We start from the raw sequence: 18,726 nt of genomic DNA, 5'->3' as shown, positions 1-18,726 counted from the left end.
CCCCCCCCCCCCCGGCGCCCGACAGCATGGCGCCGATCGTACGGTTGCGGTTGCGCACCGGCACGATGAACGACACCTTTTCGCCGCGTTCCAGCGCGGGGCGGCTGCGGTCGATCAACTGGTGATCCAGCGCGCCGGCCAAGCCGTGGTCCTGCTCTTCGGTCTGGCGCACATCGGCGTCCGACTGCGTTTGATGAAACACGCGGGCGAAGTCCAGCCCTTGCGCCTTCCAGTGCTCAACGCCCGAACGCATGTCCAGCAGATCGGCGCGGCCGATCAGGTCGTCGAACTTGCGGATGCCCAACTGGGCCATGATTTCGCGCACTTCTTCGGCGATGAAGAAGAAGAAGTTGACGACGTGTTCCGGCTTGCCCTGGAATTTCTTGCGCAGGACCGGGTCTTGCGTGGCCACGCCCACCGGGCAGGTGTTCAGGTGGCACTTGCGCATCATGATGCAGCCTTCGACGACGAGCGGCGCCGTCGCGAAGCCGAATTCATCGGCGCCCAGCAGCGCGCCGATGACGACGTCGCGGCCGGTCTTCATCTGGCCATCTGCCTGCACGCGGATGCGGCTGCGCAGGCGGTTCAGCACCAGCGTCTGCTGCGTTTCGGCCAGGCCCAGTTCCCACGGCGTGCCAACGTGCTTGATGGACGACACCGGCGATGCGCCCGTGCCGCCGTCATGGCCGGCGATCACGACGTGATCGGCCTTAGCCTTGGCGACACCCGCGGCCACCGTGCCCACGCCCACTTCGGACACCAGCTTGACCGACACCGACGCCTTGGAATTCACGTTCTTCAGGTCGTGGATCAGCTGGGCCAAGTCTTCGATGGAATAGATGTCGTGGTGCGGCGGGGGCGAAATCAGGCCCACGCCCGGCACGGAATAACGCAGCTTGGCGATGTATTCCGACACCTTGTGGCCGGGCAGCTGGCCGCCTTCACCGGGCTTGGCGCCCTGGGCCATCTTGATCTGGATCTGGTCGGCGGACGACAGGTATTCGGCGGTCACGCCGAAACGGCCCGAGGCCACCTGCTTGATCTTTGAGCGTAGCGAATCACCCTTCTTCAACACGACGTCGGCTTCGATGCGGTCCGAGCCCAGCAGCGAGGCCAGCGTGTCGCCGTCCTTGATGGTGCTCTTGCCTTCGCGCATTTCGGCGCGGTAGCGCAGTTCGTCTTCGCCGCCTTCGCCGGTGTTGGACTTGCCGCCGATGCGGTTCATGGCCACGGCCAGCACCGAGTGCGCTTCGGTCGAGATCGAGCCCAGCGACATGGCGCCGGTGGCAAAGCGCTTGACGATGTCCTTGGCGGACTCGACGTCATCCAGCGGGATGGCGCGCGACGGGTCGAAGCGGAATTCGAACAGGCCGCGCAGGGTCATGTGGCGACGGCTTTGGTCGTTGATGATCTGCGCGTATTCCTTGTAGGTGCGGTAGTTGTTGGCGCGCGAAGCGTGCTGCAACTTGGCGATGGAATCCGGCGTCCACATGTGCTCTTCGCCGCGCACGCGGTAGGCGTATTCGCCGCCGGCGTCCAGGTCGTTGGCCAGCACGGGGTCGGTGCTGAACGCCGCGCGGTGCTGGCGCAGCGCTTCTTCGGCCACCTGGAAGATGCCGATGCCTTCGATGTTGGACGAGGTGCCGGTGAAGTACTTGTTCACCAGGTTGCTTTGCAGGCCCACGGCTTCGAAGATCTGCGCGCCGGTATAGGACATGTAGGTCGAGATGCCCATCTTGGACATGACCTTGTTCAAGCCCTTGCCGATTGCCTTGATGAAGTTCTTCACGGCCTTTTCGGGGTCATTCATCTTGCCCAGCGATTCCAGCGCCAGGTAGGGGTGAATGGCCTCGGCGCCGTAGCCGCCCAGCAGCGCGAAGTGGTGCACTTCGCGAGCCGAACCGGTTTCCACGACCAGGCCGGTGTTGGTGCGCAGGCCGGCGCGGATCAGGTGCTGGTGCACGGCCGACGTTGCCAGCAGCGCGGGGATGGCCACGCGTTCGCTGTCGACCAGGCGATCCGACACGATCAGGATGTTGTAGCCGCTTTGCACGGCATCGACGGCGCGCGCGCACAGCGCGGCCACGCGGGCTTCAATGCCCTCGGGGCCCCAGGCGGCGGGGTACGTGATGTCGAGCTCGAAGCTGCGGAATTTCTTGCCCGTGACCTGCTCGATGTCGCGGATCTGCGCCATGGCGGCAAAGTCCAGCACCGGCTGGGACACTTCCAGGCGCAGCGGCGGGTTGACGTTGTTGATGTCCAGCAGGTTGGGCTTGGGGCCGATGAACGACACCAGCGACATCACCAGCTGTTCGCGGATGGGGTCGATGGGCGGGTTCGTGACCTGCGCGAACAACTGGCGGAAATAGTTGTAGAACGGCTTGGCGCGGTCGGACAGCACGGCCAGCGGGGCGTCGTTGCCCATCGAGCCAATGACTTCCTCGCCGGTGGACGCCATGGGTTCCAGGATGAACTTGTAGTCTTCCTGGGTCCAGCCGAATGCCTGCTGGCGATCCAGCAGCGACACGGACGACTGCGTGGCGACGGCGGCCTGGCGCGGGGCCGGCAGCGATTCCAGCTTGATCTGCAGGCGCTCGATCCATTGGCGGTACGGGCGGCTGTTGGCCAGTTGCAGCTTGATTTCGGCGTCGTCGATGATGCGGCCTTGTTCCAGGTCGATCAGGAACATCTTGCCCGGTTGCAGGCGCCACTTCTTGACGATGCGGTTCTCGGGAATCGACAGCGTGCCGGCTTCGGACGCCAGGATGACCATGTCGTCATCGGTGACCAGGTAGCGGGCGGGGCGCAGACCATTGCGATCCAGCGTGGCGCCGATCTGGCGGCCATCGGTGAAGGCGACGGCGGCGGGGCCGTCCCACGGCTCCATCATGGCAGCGTGGTATTCGTAGAACGCGCGGCGCGACTCGTCCATCTGCGTGTGCTGTTCCCAGGCTTCCGGGATCATCATCATCATGGCGTGGGCCAGCGAATAGCCGGAATTGACCAGCAGTTCCAGGCAGTTGTCGAACGTGGCGGTGTCCGACTGGCCTTCGTAGACGATGGGGTACAGCTTTTTCAGATCGTCGCCCAGCACGGCCGATTGCATCATGCCTTCACGGGCGCGCAGCCAGTTGAAGTTGCCCTTGACCGTGTTGATTTCGCCGTTGTGGGCGATCATGCGGTACGGGTGGGCCAGCGGCCAGGCGGGGAACGTGTTGGTCGAAAAACGCTGGTGAACCAGCGCCAGCGCGGATACGGCGCGGGTGTCGGCCAGATCGCGGTAATAGCGGCCGACCTGGTCGGCCAGCAGCAGGCCCTTGTAGACCACGGTGCGCACCGACGCCGACGGCACGAAGTATTCCTTGCCGTGGGCCAGATGCATGTTCTGGATGGCGTGGCTGGCGGTCTTGCGGATCACGTACAGCTTGCGTTCCAGTGCGTCGGGCACCATCACGTCGGCGCCACGGCCGATGAACAGCTGGCGGATCACGGGCTCGCATTCGCGCACGGTGGGCGACATCGGCATGTCGACGTCCACCGGCACATTGCGCCAGCCCAGGACGACCTGGCCTTCGGCGCGCACCGAACGTTCAAGTTCTTGCTCGCAAGCCAGGCGCGAGGCGGTTTCCTTGGGCAGGAACACCATGGCCACGCCGTACTCGCCGGGAGGCGGCAGGATGATGCCTTGCTGGCTCAGTTCGTCGCGATAGAGCGTGTCCGGAATCTGGATCAGGATGCCCGCGCCGTCGCCCATCAGCTTGTCCGCGCCGACAGCGCCGCGGTGGTCCAGGTTTTCAAGGATCTTCAGACCCTGCTGGATGATCGCGTGGCTTTTCTTGCCCTTGATGTGCGCAACGAAACCGACACCACAGGCGTCGTGCTCATTCTTGGGGTGGTACAGCCCTTGAGCCGCAGGCAGACCGATGCGGCTGGCATCGATAGGGGTCGCCTTGGGGGTGGGACAGGATTCGATCGGGGTAATTTGGGGCATGGCGCGCTCCGCAGTGGGCCTGCGTCGTAATGTTGCAGTGCAGGAGACGGACAATACCCCCGTCGCAAGTAGGGTGCAATAGAAACAAACAGGGTATGACCCTATTTATATTAATGCTCCATCATAGTGCGTAAATATGGGGACGCATCATCGCCCGCGCCGTTATTGGCTTGCCACGGCGAGTGCCCAGGGCGTCGCATGCCGACGGAGGTGGAATCCCTGAATTTCCCTTTATGCGTCCCTAATTTTATGGACATTTGCGGCTGGGAAATTGACGCGTCGATGTGGCGAAAAGTGCACGTGAACGTGCGTCGCGCCAAAAAAAACCCGCCATGCAGGCGGGTCGGGATGTCAGGAGCTTGTGGTCGGCGGGGATGGCGAGGGGGCCGGAGCACCGGACTCGGCATCCGCCGGCGCGGCGGGCTTTTTACGCGGCCGGCCGCGTTGGCCGGGCGCGACACGCCGGCTGGCGGTATGGGCCAGGCTGGCAATGAAGCTTGCGCCGCCCAGCGCCCACTGGCCCGACACGGCCTGGTCGATGCGTTGCGATTCTTCGCGCGACAGGCCGTCCTGGAGACGCTTGCGATAGTTGGCCTGACGGTCGAACGGCGTATTGCCGCACGCCCAGTAATCGGCGTGATCGGATTGCCACTGTGCAGGCGCCGCTGTCGTGTTGCCGGTGTGGCTCGCCGCCGAGGACCAAGGCCAGGAATCGGGGTCTTGCGACGCGCCGCTGCGCACGGGGTAGGTTTCCAGCCAGACCAGCGCTGGCAGTACCCAGGCGCCGGGTTCCAGCAGGGCGGACCGATAGCGGCCCGCGAACACGCGACCGCCGCGCAGGCGCGCTGCCAGATTTCGGCCCAGCGTCTGCATCAGCCTGGGAAGGCCTTCTTCGTCGGCCGGAGTGGCCAGCAGCAGGATGCGGTCGTTGGCAAGCAGCCACCCATGAACCGACACCCGATGGCGTTGGGCGGATTCGCCCAGCCAGGTGGCTAGTTGATTCAGGATATCCGCGGGCGCGGGTTGCGATGGCGCGGCCAGCGGCGAAATGAAGTTGGCCTGCACCAGTTGGGGCAGCCCAGGGGCGTACAGACGGGGCAGACGGGCCATAGTGTCAGGGCTTGCGTATCTGGAAGAACGGGTTGTCTTCGCTCACGGTATATAAATAGTGCCACGGTGGGCGCTGGTCAAGTCCCGTGATCACAATATGGGCACGGAATCTGTTTTTTTTGCCGCCGGGCCCGTATGAAGCGCAGGTTAACATTCGGCGACGGAACGTCGTACCGTGGATATACCCTAACCCGTCGACGTTTTTTTCACCCCTGACCGGAGAAAATCCATGCCTGTGGCCTTGGAACTCATTTCCCAGCATCGCTGCTTTGGCGGTACGCAGCGCTACTACCGCCATGAGTCCGCGGCGATCGGCCTGCCGATGCGCTTTTCGGTCTACATTCCGCCGCAAGCCGAACACGGGCCGGTGCCGGTGCTGTTCTATCTGGCGGGACTGACCTGCACCGAAGAGACTTTCATGATCAAGGCGGGCGCGCAGCGTCTGGCAGCCGAACTGGGCGTGATGCTCGTGGCCCCGGACACTAGCCCGCGCGGCGCCAACGCGCCGGGCGAAGACGAAAGCTGGGACCTGGGCACCGGCGCCGGCTTCTATGTCGACGCCACGACGCCGGCCTGGCGTGGCCACTACCGCATGTACAGCTACGTCACCGACGAGCTGCATGGCATCGTCACGGGCGAGGCCTTGCCCGGCGACGCGTCGCGCACGGGTATTTTTGGGCACTCCATGGGCGGCCACGGCGCCCTGGTGCTGGCGCTGCGCAATCCGGGCAAGTTCCGCTCGGTGTCTGCGTTCGCGCCCATTGCGGCGCCCAGCCAGTGCCCGTGGGGCAAGAAAGCGTTTGGTGCCTACCTGGGCGACGACGTCCAGGCATGGGCCGCGTACGACGCCTCTACCCTGATGCGCAGCCTGCAGCAGCCCTTCCCGGCCGGCATCCTGATCGACCAGGGCGAATCCGACCAATTCCTGGCCGAACAGTTGTATCCCGACGTGTTCGAGGCGGCCTGCGCCGCTGCCGACCAGCCGCTGACGCTGCGCCGCCAAGCCGGTTACGACCACGGCTACTACTTCATTTCGACCTTCATCGAAGATCACATCCGGTTTCACGTCGAGCGGCTTGGAAAACCGGCGGTCTGAACACGCGCTTCTATACTGGGGTGCCTGCCGCGGCAGGCTCGTGGCGCCCTGGGCGCGCCGGGCTTGGCCCCGCGGCACCCTGAATAGGAACGCCTGACTTGATCAACGGTATCGCTCCCTTCGTCTGGATACTCCTGGCCGCCGTCGTCGTCCTTTTGCCTGGCATGGTCATGCTGCTGGGCCGGGGCGGCCCCCGCGACGAACGTGGCCGCAAGATGTTCCAGGTCCGGCCGGTGCGCCGCCTGTTCGGCTTGATGCTGGTGCTGCTGGGATGCGTGTCGGGCTTGTTGGCGCTGTCGCTGGTCCAGTTCTTCCGGCTGACCACAGACGAATCCGTGGCCCGCATCGAGGTTCGCCAGCAGGCGGAAGGCCAGTTCCAGGTGACCGCCACGGCGTCGGGCGTCAGCCCGAAGCAATACGTGCTGTACGGCGACCAGTGGCAGATCGACGCTCGTGTCGTGCGCTGGAAGCTGCCGGCGCTGATGGCGGGCGTGCCGCCCCTGTACCGCTTGGAGCGCCTGTCCGGCCGCTATAGCGACGCGTCGCGAGAAGCGTCGGCGACGCGTTCGGTCCATGCGCTGGACGATTGGCCGGCGCCGGACCTGGGGTCGCTTAAAAAGACGTTCCCGAACTGGTTCCCCTTCGTCGATGTCCAATTCGGAAGCGGCGCCTATATGCCACTGTTCGACGGTGCCAAGTACCAGGTCTTCATGGACCCCCGGGGCGCCCTGTTTGTCCGGCCTGACGGCGAAGCGACGGCCGAAGGCCTCAAGCGCCTGGGCTGGTAGTGGGTGGGCCCCCACGCTGCGCGCGTTGCGCTTGCTGCCCCCCAAGGGGGCGTCTTTTCCCTTGGGACGGCCCGGCGGGAAAAGGGAGCCCCCACGCTGCGCGCGTTGCGCTTGCTGCCCCCCAAGGGGGCGTCTTTTCCCTTGGGGCGGCCCGGCGGGAAAAGGGAGCCCCCACGCTGCCGTAGATCGGCGCTTGAAATAAATGGGGACGTATTTGTCCCATGAAACTTTGACGCACCGCAATAGTCGAATTAGCACTCCCTCTACTAGAGTGCTAACATCGAATCCATGTCGTTACCCCTTCGCTTTCCGGAGACCCTCGCTATGAAACAACCCAGTACCTCGTTGGCCGCTTCTGGCAACGCCCTGGCGTTGGCCATTGCCAATCCGGGCGCACTTGGCACGATCGACGCGTATATTTCTTCGGTCAACCGCCTGCCGGTCTTGTCCGCCGAGCGTGAAACCGAGCTGGGCCGTCGCCTGCGCGACCAGGAAGACCTGGGCGCTGCGCGCGAGTTGATTCTGTCGCACCTGCGCCTGGTGGTGTCGGTTGCCCGCCAGTACCTCGGTTATGGCTTGCCCCACGCCGACCTGATCCAGGAAGGCAACGTCGGCCTGATGAAGGCCGTGAAGCGTTTCGATCCCGAGCGCGGCGTGCGCCTGGTGTCGTTTGCCGTGCACTGGATCAAGGCCGAAATCCACGAATACATCATCCGCAACTGGCGCCTGGTCAAGGTGGCTACCACCAAGGCCCAGCGCAAGCTGTTCTTCAACCTGCGCAGCATGCGCCCCGATGGCCAGACGCTGGACCCTGAACAGGTCGATCACATCGCGCGCGAACTGAATGTGCGCCGCGAAGACGTCAGCGAAATGGAAGTGCGCCTGTCTGGCCGCGACATGTCGCTGGAAAACCAGGACGACGACGACGACAGCTACGCGCCGATCGCCTACCTGTCCGACGATGGCCGCCAGGAACCCACGCGGGTGCTGGAACGCGCCGCGCGCGACCAGTTGCAAAGCACCGGGCTGAATACGGCCCTGGAAGCGCTGGACGCCCGTTCGCGCCGTATCGTCGAGGCCCGCTGGCTGCAAGACGACGGGGGCGCCACGCTGCATGAACTGGCGCAGGAATTCGGCGTATCGGCCGAACGCATCCGCCAGATCGAAGCGGCCGCATTGAAGAAAATGCGCGGCAACCTGGCCGCCTGATCACCCGCCTGCGATCCGCGGGATCCACACCGAAAAGGGCCGCGCAAGCGGCCCTTTTCTTTGCGCGCGGCGGTCACGAATGGTGCGATCACACGGGCGCCAGCTCGATCAATAAATTGATACAAATTTAGTCCTGAATTTTGCGCGATCGCAGAAACTTAATGGGGATCGCGCCGACTAACTTCATGTAGACCGCGAACTTCGGTTAGCAGTCTTGTCATCCGTCTCGGCTTCTCCTCTTTCCCCTCCCCTATGAGACGGATGCTTGCGGGGCACCATGCATATCTTGGTGCCCCGTTTTTTATGCGCGAACCCAATGCGGGCGTCGCGTCGCCCGATTCCGCATTGCCTTCTTCCCTATCAAGCTGCCTGTGCGTCGTCGGGTGCCAGCGCCGTATGCCATAGCGCATCTTGCACGCGGCGCACGCCGGTCGCCATCGATCCGTCCTGATAGAGCTTGATCCAGCGATAGCCGGGCGCCATGTTGTCGACCACGTGCTTGCCATCGCGGATGCTGAACTGGAAGCAGGTCGACGGCGTGGCGAGCATGCGCAGGTTATGCCGGCGGCGGTCGAACTCATGGTGCACGTGCCCCCACAGCAGCACGCGAGCCTGCGGCCAGCGGGCCAGGCGCTTGAACAGCGCTTGCGGGTTGTCGATCATCATCGAGTCATGCCAGTGGCTGTCCATCTGCATCGGGTTGTGATGCATGGCGATCAACGTGTGGCGGCCGGGGGCCTCCGCCAGGGCGGTCTCCAGCAGATCAAGCTGGCTGTCGGGCAAGTGGCCGGCATTGGATCCGGGCACCGTGGTGTCCAGCGCCACGACGCGCCACGCGCCGACGTCTGTCACCGGCGCCGACCATTGCGCCAATTCCTGGCGCAGCACGGCTGGCTGATCGTGGTTGCCTGGCAGGCAGCGGATCTGGGCGCGCGCCAACCCTTCGGCTTCGCCCAGGATCGTGGCAAAGCGGCGGTAGGAGGCGGCTTCGCCGTCTTGCGACAGGTCGCCCGTGGCCAGCAACAGGTCGGGATGCTTGCCGTCAGCCTCGATCTGGCGCAGCACGGCACGCAGGCTTGCGTCGGTATTGACGCCCAGCATCGCGGTGTCGGGTTCGCCGAACAAATGGCTGTCGGTCAACTGGACGAGCATGGCGGGCGCGTCGTGACGCCGGGCCAGGGAATGGACGCGAGGCAAGTGTGGCTCCTGCGGAGTGGGTACGTTTGCACATTACCCAAAAAACAGAACCCGGCGCGCATTTCGCGAGCGCCTTGGGGTAACGAAACGTGCGTGGCTGCGATTCTCTTCGATTTGCCGCCAGGGGGCGCGGGAAAAAGCCGCTATTCTTGGAAAACTTCACATTGGTTTCATGTTCGGGGCGCGGCGCTATCCATGGATGTCGGTTTTCTTGTTTTCGGCTTGGCCGGTTTGCTTACGCTGGTCTGCTTCATGCCTCCGCTGGCCGGCCGCCTCAAGCTGCCGTACTCGGTGCTGCTGGCTATCGTCGGTTGTTTGCTGGGCATCATCATTCACGTGCACGGCTGGGCGCCCAGCTGGATCGCCGATTTCCTGGACTCGCTGGAACGTTTCGAGATTTCGTCTGAAACCTTCCTGATGGTGTTCCTGCCGGTTCTGTTGTTCGAGACCGCGCTGTCCATGAACGTGCGCCGCCTGATGGACGACATCGGCCCCATCCTGATGATGGCCATCGTGGCCGTGGTGGTGTGCACGGTGGTGGTCGGCGTGACGCTGGACGCGATCTCGTCTTACGGCCTGGTGGTCTGCCTGCTGCTGGGCGCCATCGTCGCGACGACCGACCCTGTCGCCGTGGTGGGCATCTTCCGCGAGGTGGGCGCGCCCAAGCGCCTGACGACGCTCGTCGAAGGCGAAAGCCTCTTCAACGACGCCGCGTCCATCGCCCTGTACTCCGTGCTGCTGGCCGTGCTGAGCGGCCATGGCGAACTGACCGTCGGCGGTATCTTCAACGACTTCATCGTGCACTTCATCGGGGGCGGCATCGCCGGCTTCGCGATGGGGCGGCTGGCCTGCTTCCTGTTTGCGTGGCTACGCGGCTTTCCCACGGCCGAGATCACGCTGACGCTAACGCTGGCCTACCTGTCCTTCTTTATTTCCGAGCACTACCTGAACGTTTCGGGCGTGGTCGCCACGGTGATCGCGGGCCTGGTCGTGGGGTCCACCGGCCGCACGCGCATGTCCCCGACCACTTTCGAATATCTGTCCAGCGCCTGGGGGCAATTCGGGTTCTGGGCCAACTCGTTGATTTTCCTGTTCGCGGCCATGCTGATCCCCAAGCTGATGGCCGCCGCCGATTGGCAGGAACTGGTGCTGGTGGCCGTGGTGTTCGTCGCGACGCTGGTCGCGCGCGCCATCGTGGTCTTCGGGCTATTGCCGTTGCTGGGACTGACGAAACTGGGTACCAAGGTCAGCAACCCGTATAAGGTGGTGATGCTGTGGGGCGGGCTGCGCGGCGCCGTGTCGCTGGCGCTGGCGCTGGCCGTGACCGAGCAGACCGGCGTGCCCGAAGAGGCGCGCCAATTCATCGCGGTGGCCACGACCAGCTACGTCTTGTTGACGCTCTTCATCAACGGCATCAGCCTGCGGCCGCTGATCCGGATGCTGGGCCTGAACCAGTTGTCGTCGGTGGAACGCACCATCCGCAATCAGGCGCTGGCCGTGGCGCTGGAAGACCTGCAAGGCAAAACCGACGAAGTGGCCAAGACCGAGCACATCGGCACCGAGGTCCGCGACCGCATCCGCGCCGTGTTCGACGCCAGCCTGACCAGCGTGCATGACGGCCAGGTCAGCCAGATGAGCGACGAGCAGCGGGTGGCCGTGGGCCTGGCCATCGTGGCGCAGCGCGAAGAGGAAATGTTCTTCGACATTCTGAAGGCGCAGATCGTGGATTGGCGCATGGCCGAAGCCTTGCTGGCGCGGGCCGAACGGTTGGAGGACGCCATCCGCCTGGGCGGGGTGCCGGGCTTTGAACGCGCCATCGTGGCGGACGTGCGCTATTCCACCGCCTTCCGCCTGGCGCTGCGCATGCATTACCTGTTTGGTTTCCAGGGCTGGCTGGCGCGCGAACTGGGGCAGCGTTTCGCCAACCTGATGAGCAAGCGCTCCGTCGCGCAGCGGCTGATCGTCTTCGCGCGGGAGCAGATCACTCCGCTGCTGGGCGAGGAAGCCACGCAGCGCATCGTGTCGCTGCACCAGCGCCGCCTGGACCTCATCGAAAGCGCCATGCAGGCGCTGAACCTGCAGTACCCGTCTTACGCGCAGTGGTTGCAGGAAAGTTATCTGGGCCGGGTGGCACGCGAGCTGGAACGCATCCGCTACCGCGACATGCTTGAGCAGTTTTTGATCAGCGGCGAGGTCTATGCCGATTTGATGGCGCAGTTGAAGAGCCGCTGGGCGCATATTGATACGCACCCCCCGCTGGATATCGAAATGAGCGCGGCCGACCTGATCAAGCGCGTGCCGCTGTTCGAAGGCCTGTCGCCCGATTCGCTGCGCGCGATTAGCAAGCTGCTCAAGCCGCGCCTGTCCCTGCCCGATCAGCGCGTGCTGACAAAGGGCCGCCATGGCGAGGAAATGTGCTTTGTGGCGTCGGGCGCCGTGGCCGTGCATCTGCCCGATCACACCATGATCGAACTGGGCAGCGGCGAATTCTTCGGTGAACTTGGATTGTTGGGTGAACAGCAGATCACGCCGGACGTCACGTCGCTGGGCTATAGCAAGTTGCTGATGCTGTCGTCGCGCGATTTCCACGCGTTGCTGGCGCGGGACGAGCACCTGCGCGAACGCATTCAGGTCGTGGCCAAACAGCGCTTGCGCGCGATCGAGGTCTGGAAGCAGTTTTCGCAGGCTTCCGCGGCAGCGGCCGCGCCCACCCCCGCCCCGGTGTCTGTCCCCAGCCCGGCCCAGGCCGCCGAAGCGGCGGAAGCCGCAGGTGTCGAAGCGCCGGCCGAGCCGCCGTCCAGCCTGGTGGGCGAGCCAGGCGTCGCCCCGCGCTGATTCAGATCTGGCCGGCGGCCTGACGCTGCATGATGTCTTCGATGATCACCAGCGCCGCTTCCAGCGTGAATTCACCCTCGGCGACCTGCCGCACGGCGGTCGCCACGTCCACGGTGGCGATCTGCATGACTTCACCGTCTCGGTTGGCGGGACGGGCGTCGGCCGCCAGCACGCAGGTGCTGGTCAGCACGTCTTCGACCTGATAGCCCTCTGGCAGCCGGCGGTGGATGCGCAGAATGGTGCGCAAAGGTGTGCGCTGGACCAGGTCGGGCGCATCCAGGCCCGCTTCTTCGCCGCATTCGCGCAGCAAGGCCAATTCCAGATCTTCGCCGCAGCCCGCCAGGCCGCCCACCAGTGTGTCCCACATACCGGGATCAGTGGATTTGCTGAGCGCGCGCCGCGCGACCCACAGCCGCCCATCCGGGGTCCAGGCGTTCAGATGCACCGCTTTGGTCAGAAGGCCCAGGGGCCGCACGGCCGCGCGTTCGATCACGCCCAGGGGCAGCACGCCGTCCATCACATCCAGCAATTCGTCGCGCCAGCCGCGCAGGCAGTTGGCTTGGCGCAACAGTTCCGCGGCGTTTTCCAACACGGTGTTCAGCTCGGCGCCCGGCGTCAGGTCGCGGCCGATATGCAGCGCCGTGTCGTCGCACACGATGCGGGGCGCGTCGCGCAGCGCGTCGCACGCCGCATGCGTCGCCCACCCGCAGCGGCGTCCCGCTATATATAAAGCGTGCGCGCCGTCGGGGGCGGCTTCCTGTGCGCGGGCGCAAAGGTCGACATACAAATCGGACAACTGCTTGGGCATCGTTGGGCGCCGTGATGAAGTTGGCGGTGATTTTATGCCACCCTGTTTATGGCGCGCGGTCAAGAGGCGCGTGCAGATGGGGGCGGGGCCCACGAAATCAAGAGGCCCGTCTTACAACTGTTTGCGTGTCCGCTATAATCCGCCAGTTTCTTTGTGATTTCGAGTGGGAATGCGGGGGCCGCTCTATCTCCCTGCCTAGCCCTGCCATCTAATAATTGCGCGTAGTCCTGTTGAAGTGACACTCGTGCCACTAGGCGACAAGGGCCCTCGCGCCGTGTTTCGAGGTAAGCATGAAGAAGTGGAGAGGGATACTGGGGGCTTGTGCGATGCTGATTGGCAGCGTGGCCAACGCTCAGGTGCAAGACATGCCCGGCGGCCCGAAGGTCAATCAGCTGAACCTGCATGAGGGTGTCACGGCGATTTCGCGCGACATCATGTGGCTGCATTGGTTGCTGCTCACGATCTGTATCGTGATTTTCATTGGTGTGTTCGGGGTGATGTTCTACTCCATCTGGGCGCACCGGAAGTCCCGCGGGCACAAGGCCGCGACCTTCCATGAGCATCTTGGCGTGGAAGTCGCCTGGACGGTCATTCCCTTCATCATCGTCATCGCCATGGCGCTACCGGCCACCAAGACGGTCGTGGCCATGAAAGACACCTCAAGCGCCGACCTGACCATCAAGGTCACGGGCTATCAGTGGAAGTGGGGGTATGAATACCTCGACGGCTCCGCTGCCGGCGTCAAGTTCCTGTCCACGCTGTCCACGCCCCGCGCGCAGATCGAGAACCGCGAGCCCAAGGGCGAGTTCTACCTGATGGAAGTGGACAACCACATGGTGGTCCCGGTGGACAAGAAGGTGCGGGTCGTGCTGACCGCGGCCGACGTCATCCACTCCTGGATGATCCCCGACTTCGGCGTCAAGCAGGATGCCATCCCCGGTTTCCTGCGGGACGCCTGGTTCCGTGCGGAAAAACCCGGCATCTACCGTGGCCAATGCGCGGAACTCTGTGGCAAAGACCACGCCTTCATGCCCATCGTCGTGGAAGTCCTGGCGCAGGCCGACTACGATAAGTGGGTTGAAGACCAGAAAAAGAAGATGGCGGCAAACGCCGACGATCCCAATAAAGAGTGGACGGAAGCCGAACTGGTTGCCCGTGGCGAGAAGGTCTTCGCCGCCAATTGCGTAGCCTGTCACCAGGCCAACGGCAAGGGCATTCCGGGCAGTTTCCCACCGCTCGACGGAGACAAGGTTGTTCTGGGCCCCAAGGCGGGCCAGATCAACACCGTGCTCAAGGGCAAGCCCGGCACCGCGATGGCGGCATTCGGCGGGCAGCTCAATGATGTCGAGATCGCAGCGGTCATCAGCTATACGCGCCATGCCTGGAGCAATGCAGGCAAGGGGCAGGACCCGACGGTTCTACCGAAGGACGTCGCGGCCGCGCGTTGATCGCGCGCCTGCGTTCCCACCGTTAGAACCGGTTCCGTTTAGTTAGAGATACCCTGCCGTCCCCGTGGAACGGGGGCGGCACTCAGCAGGAAGGAGTCCATCATGAGCAGCGTCACTGTAGACCACGTGTCGCCGGGCCACGGCCACGGTCACGATGACCACCACCACGCCATGCCCACGGGCTGGCGCCGCTGGCTATTCGCCACGAACCATAAAGACATCGGGACGATGTATCTCATCTTCTCGTTTGCCATGTTGCTGGAAGGCGGCACGCTTGCCTTGCTGCTGCGCACCGAATTGTTCGAGCCGGGCCTGCAGTTCTTCCGCCCCGAACTGTTCAACCAGTTCACCACCATGCACGGCATCATCATGGTGTTCGGCGCCATCATGCCGGCCTTCGTGGGCTTCGCGAACTGGATGATCCCGATGCAGATCGGCGCGTCCGACATGGCGTTCGCGCGCATGAACAACTTCAGCTTCTGGTTGCTGCCGGTGGCCGCGATCATGCTGACGGCGTCGTTCTTCGTGCCGGGCGGCGCCACCGCCGCGGGCTGGACGCTGTATGCGCCGCTGTCCCTGCAGATGGGTCCAGGCATGGATCTGGGTATTTTCGCGATGCACATCATGGGTGCGTCGTCGATCATGGGCGCGATCAACATCATCGTGACCATCCTGAACATGCGCGCGCCCGGCTTGACGCTGATGAAGATGCCGCTGTTCTGCTGGACCTGGCTGATCACCGCGTTCCTGCTGCTGGCCGTGATGCCGGTGCTGGCTGCGGCCATCACCATGGTGCTGACCGACCGCCACTTCGGCACGGGCTTCTTCAACGCGGCCGCCGGTGGCGACCCGGTCCTGTACCAGCACGTGTTCTGGTTCTTCGGGCACCCCGAGGTCTACATCATGATCTTGCCGGCGTTCGGTATCGTGTCGGCCATCGTGCCCGCGTTCGCCCGCAAGAAGCTGTTCGGTTATGCCTCGATGGTGTACGCCACGGCTTCCATCGCCGTGCTGTCGTTCATCGTGTGGGCCCACCACATGTTCACGACGGGCATGCCGGTGACGGGCCAGCTGTACTTCATGTATGCCACCATGCTCATCTCCATCCCGACCGGGGTGAAGGTGTTCAACTGGGTCGCCACGATGTGGCGCGGCTCGATGACGTTCGAGACGCCGATGCTGTTCTCGATCGGCTTCATCTTCGTGTTCACGATGGGCGGCTTCACCGGCCTGATCCTGTCCGTGGCCCCGATCGACATCCAGGTGCACGACACCTACTACGTGGTGGCTCACTTCCACTACGTGCTCGTGGCGGGTTCGTTGTTCGCGCTGTTCGCCGGCGCCTACTACTGGGTGCCCAAGTGGACCGGCCGCATGTACAGCGAAAAGCTGGGCAAGCTGCATTTCTGGTCGACGCTGATCTCGTTCAACGTGACCTTCTTCCCGATGCACTTCCTGGGCCTGGCCGGCATGCCGCGCCGGTATGCCGACTACGCCGCGCAATTCACGACGTTCCACCAGATGGCCACCATCGGCGCGTTCTGGTTCGGCCTGTCGCAATTGATCTTCCTGTGGGCGATCATTCGCTGCTACATGGGCAAGGGCGAAGTCGCCGCGGCGAAGCCGTGGGAAGGCGCCGAAGGGCTGGAATGGACGGTGCCCTCGCCGGCCCCGTTCCACACCTTCGAAACACCGCCCGAAGTGAAGTGAACCCGCCTTTCATGTTCCAGGTAGCACAGCAATGACACCCGAGCAGCGCCGCCGTAACAAAATTGCAGGGCTGGTCCTGCTGGTTTTCGTCCTTGCCGTGTTTGCCTGGACCGTGTTGCGGGGTTCGGCGCTGCTGACCGGCAACGCGGTCGGCTAGGCCACGACCATGAGCGATGACCTGCACGAAACCACTCAGCGCAAGCTGAGCTTCCTTCAGACGATGAAGGCGGTGGCGTGGGGGTTCTTCGGCGTGCGCAAGGGCGCGGGCTACCGGGAAGACAGCGCCAAGCTGAACCCGGTGCACGTGATCGTGGCCGGGCTGCTGGCAGCGGCAATCTTCGTTACTGTGCTGGTATTAATTGTGCGTTGGGCTGTTTCTAGCCTGACTTGAATCACTTAATCGATAAATCTGTACCAGGGAGAAAGCCATGAGTGCAAGCCACTCGGTTCAAGGTAAAGAGGCACCGTACTACTTTGTGCCCGCCGACTCGGGGCACCCCGTGCGTACGGCGGTGGCGCTGTTGTTCATGGGGCTGGGCGCCGCGGCCTGGATCAACGGCGTCGACTGGGCCAAATGGGCGGTGCTGGCGGGGTTCATCGGCCTGATCGTCGTGCTGTACTACTGGTTCGGCGACGCCATCCAGGAATCCGAAGCCGGCATGAACAGCAAGCGCATCGACGGTTCTTACCGCTGGGGCATGAGCTGGTTCATCTTCTCTGAAGTCATGTTCTTCGCCGCCTTCTTCGGCGCGCTCTGGTACACCCGCACGATCACGACGCCGTGGCTGGGCGACATCGACCACCGGCTGATGCTGTGGCCCGACTTCAAGGCGGCCTGGCCCAACTTCGGCCCGGCCGGCGTGGTCGAGCAGTTCCAGACGGTGGGCCCCTTCTGGCTGCCCACCATCAACACCGCGCTGCTGCTGTCCTCGGGCGTCACGCTGACGATCGCGCACCATGCGCTGCGCGAGAACCACCGCGGCAAGACGATGTTCTGGCTGGCCGCGACGGTCATCCTGGGCTTCATCTTCGTGGCCTGTCAGGCCGCCGAATACCACCATGCGTACACAGAGCTGAACCTGAAGTTCAACTCGGGCGCGTACGGGTCGCTGTTCTACATGCTGACCGGCTTCCACGGGTTCCACGTGATCCTGGGCGCCACGATGCTGACGGTCATCCTGATCCGCCTGATCCGGGGCCACTTCACCGCCGATCATCACTTCGGCTTTGAAGGCGCGGCCTGGTACTGGCACTTTGTGGACGTGGTGTGGCTGGGCCTGTACCTGTTCGTCTACTGGTTCTGACGCAGGCCGGCACGGACCCGCTCTGCGGCGCAGGGCGGGCAAAGCGCGATAAGGGCCCGGGCGGCGATAATGCCGGGCGCCGATCGCGCTTTGTTGCAATAAGGGGGAACCGATGCCCCCGCCGGCCTATCTAAGCCCGGTGCTTTCGATCCAGCCCATGTGATGGGCGAACAGCACGAACAGGAACAGGGCGACCGACAGCCCGATGCGCACGGTCAGTGCATTGACAGTGCGGCTGGTAGTGCCTTTGTCCCGCATCAGGTAGACCAGGGCGGATGCCAGGCTGGCCAGAATCCCGATGAAGGCCAGTACGACGAAAACGCGCATGGTGGTCTCCGGACAAAACAGAGTTAGCAACGATACATGGCCCGACCGCATTCAACCCGCTACACGGTAGCCGCCTTACTCCTGCTTGGCATCGCCGTGGTGATTCTGGTGTCGCTGGGGCAATGGCAGTTGCGTCGCAGCGACGAGCGACGCGCCATTCTGGCGGCGATCGAGGCGGGCCGCAAGCAGGCGCCGCTGATGCTGACGCCGGCAACGCCTTCCGACGACATGACCGCGTGGCGCGTGGCCCAGGCCAGCGGCACATGGTTGCCGCAATTCAGTGTACTGCTGGACAACCGCAACCACGACGGCAGGCCCGGCTACTGGCTGGCCACGCCGCTGCTGCTGGATGCGTCGTCGCGGCAGGCGGTGGTGGTGCTGCGGGGCTGGCTGCCGCGCGTGATCCAGGGCCAGGGCGAACCCAAGCTGCCGGCAACGCCCGAAGGCGCACAGACCGTCACCGGTGAACTCTCCGACCGTGTGCCGCGCATGTTCGAGCTTTGGTCGATGGGCGGGCAGGATCAATCCGCGCTGCCCAAGGCGCTGCCCGTGGCAAACGGCAGCGTGCCGCAGGTGCAGAACCTGCCGCTTGCCGATTATGCCCGCGCGACGGGGCTGAACCTGTTGCCGGTGGTGCTGAGCCAGACGGGCCCGGCGGACCCGGGCGCCGCCGGCGGCCTGATCCGGGACTGGCCGCAGCCGTCGGTGGATTTTCAGAAGAACACGTCTTACGCCGTGCAGTGGTTCGCGTTTGGTCTGATAGCCGCCATCGCATGGCTGGTGGTGCTGGGGGGCGCCATCAAGCGCATGCGCCAGCGCGCGCGAAACGGCCCCCCGGCCTGACGCGTGCGTCCATGAACGAATCATCCAGGATATAAAGTGGCTCGCGATATTTCATCCAAC

Annotated in this window: 15 protein-coding genes; 10 read left to right on the top strand and 5 right to left on the bottom strand. The window is 64.1% G+C overall.

All coding sequences use genetic code 11. The features are described from left to right. A partial coding sequence (locus ACE039_RS13140; RefSeq protein WP_485821002.1) for a glutamate synthase-related protein occupies window positions 1-3,991 on the bottom strand: 3,991 nt, incomplete at its 3' end. Window positions 3,992-4,342: 351 nt separating this feature from the next. Further along, window positions 4,343-5,101 (bottom strand): hypothetical protein, encoded by a 759-nt coding sequence (locus tag ACE039_RS13135; RefSeq protein WP_105560388.1) that lies wholly within the window; start codon window positions 5,099-5,101, stop codon window positions 4,343-4,345. A gap of 229 nt (window positions 5,102-5,330) precedes the next feature. Here ACE039_RS13135 and fghA point away from each other — a divergent pair, with 229 nt between their 5' ends. The 3 genes from fghA (at window position 5,331) to rpoH (ending at window position 8,194) form a co-directional block, all read left to right on the top strand. After that, window positions 5,331-6,197 (top strand): S-formylglutathione hydrolase, encoded by an 867-nt coding sequence (gene fghA, locus ACE039_RS13130; protein WP_485822569.1) that lies wholly within the window; start codon window positions 5,331-5,333, stop codon window positions 6,195-6,197. A 98-nt stretch (window positions 6,198-6,295) separates the two neighbouring features. Further along, window positions 6,296-6,985 (top strand): hypothetical protein, encoded by a 690-nt coding sequence (locus ACE039_RS13125; protein ID WP_485822568.1) that lies wholly within the window; start codon window positions 6,296-6,298, stop codon window positions 6,983-6,985. A 324-nt stretch (window positions 6,986-7,309) separates the two neighbouring features. After that, window positions 7,310-8,194 carry an RNA polymerase sigma factor RpoH gene (rpoH, locus tag ACE039_RS13120; protein ID WP_105560385.1) on the top strand — a complete coding sequence of 295 codons (885 nt, stop codon included), beginning with the start codon at window positions 7,310-7,312 and terminating at the stop codon, window positions 8,192-8,194. Between the two features lie 360 nt (window positions 8,195-8,554). Here the strand turns inward: rpoH and ACE039_RS13115 are convergent, their stop codons facing one another. Then, a complete protein-coding gene (locus tag ACE039_RS13115; protein ID WP_485811056.1) occupies window positions 8,555-9,346 on the bottom strand; it encodes a phosphodiesterase in 792 nt (263 codons plus the stop codon). Window positions 9,347-9,586: 240 nt separating this feature from the next. On the opposite strand from ACE039_RS13115, the gene ACE039_RS13110 reads away from it, so the two are divergent. Then, window positions 9,587-12,226, top strand: coding sequence for a cation:proton antiporter (locus ACE039_RS13110; RefSeq protein ID WP_485822567.1), 2,640 nt, complete (start codon window positions 9,587-9,589; stop codon window positions 12,224-12,226). Between the two features lies 1 nt (window position 12,227). On the opposite strand, the gene ACE039_RS13105 is transcribed toward ACE039_RS13110, so the two are convergent. Next, the gene (locus tag ACE039_RS13105) at window positions 12,228-13,034 is read right to left on the bottom strand and encodes an NUDIX hydrolase (protein ID WP_485822566.1); all 807 of its coding nucleotides are present in this window, start codon (window positions 13,032-13,034) and stop codon (window positions 12,228-12,230) included. 290 nt (window positions 13,035-13,324) lie between these two features. On the opposite strand from ACE039_RS13105, the gene coxB reads away from it, so the two are divergent. The 5 genes from coxB (at window position 13,325) to ACE039_RS13080 (ending at window position 17,496) form a co-directional block, all read left to right on the top strand. Beyond that, window positions 13,325-14,482 (top strand): cytochrome c oxidase subunit II, encoded by a 1,158-nt coding sequence (gene coxB, locus ACE039_RS13100; RefSeq protein ID WP_105559030.1) that lies wholly within the window; start codon window positions 13,325-13,327, stop codon window positions 14,480-14,482. Between the two features lie 102 nt (window positions 14,483-14,584). Further along, window positions 14,585-16,192 carry a cytochrome c oxidase subunit I gene (gene ctaD / locus ACE039_RS13095; RefSeq protein WP_105559029.1) on the top strand — a complete coding sequence of 536 codons (1,608 nt, stop codon included), beginning with the start codon at window positions 14,585-14,587 and terminating at the stop codon, window positions 16,190-16,192. A 31-nt stretch (window positions 16,193-16,223) separates the two neighbouring features. After that, entirely contained in the window at window positions 16,224-16,349 is a 126-nt protein-coding gene (locus ACE039_RS13090) for a cytochrome oxidase small assembly protein (protein WP_233214233.1), read from the top strand. Between the two features lie 9 nt (window positions 16,350-16,358). Then, window positions 16,359-16,583: a DUF2970 domain-containing protein gene (locus tag ACE039_RS13085; protein WP_105559028.1), complete on the top strand. Its 225-nt coding sequence runs from the start codon at window positions 16,359-16,361 to the stop codon at window positions 16,581-16,583. 37 nt (window positions 16,584-16,620) lie between these two features. After that, window positions 16,621-17,496 carry a cytochrome c oxidase subunit 3 gene (locus ACE039_RS13080; RefSeq protein ID WP_105559027.1) on the top strand — a complete coding sequence of 292 codons (876 nt, stop codon included), beginning with the start codon at window positions 16,621-16,623 and terminating at the stop codon, window positions 17,494-17,496. 126 nt (window positions 17,497-17,622) lie between these two features. On the opposite strand, the gene ACE039_RS13075 is transcribed toward ACE039_RS13080, so the two are convergent. Then, window positions 17,623-17,823, bottom strand: a complete 201-nt coding sequence (locus ACE039_RS13075; protein WP_006224570.1) for a twin transmembrane helix small protein — start codon at window positions 17,821-17,823, stop codon at window positions 17,623-17,625. Window positions 17,824-17,859: 36 nt separating this feature from the next. Here ACE039_RS13075 and ACE039_RS13070 point away from each other — a divergent pair, with 36 nt between their 5' ends. Further along, on the top strand, window positions 17,860-18,666 hold the full coding sequence (locus ACE039_RS13070) for an SURF1 family protein (protein WP_105559026.1): 807 nt from the start codon (window positions 17,860-17,862) through the stop codon (window positions 18,664-18,666). The last annotated feature ends 60 nt before the right edge of the window (window positions 18,667-18,726 follow it).

It is taken from the genome of Achromobacter maghribensis (assembly GCF_057334215.1).
Note: the sequence above shows the minus strand (reverse complement) of the source record. Positions and strands in the feature narration are given on the sequence as shown.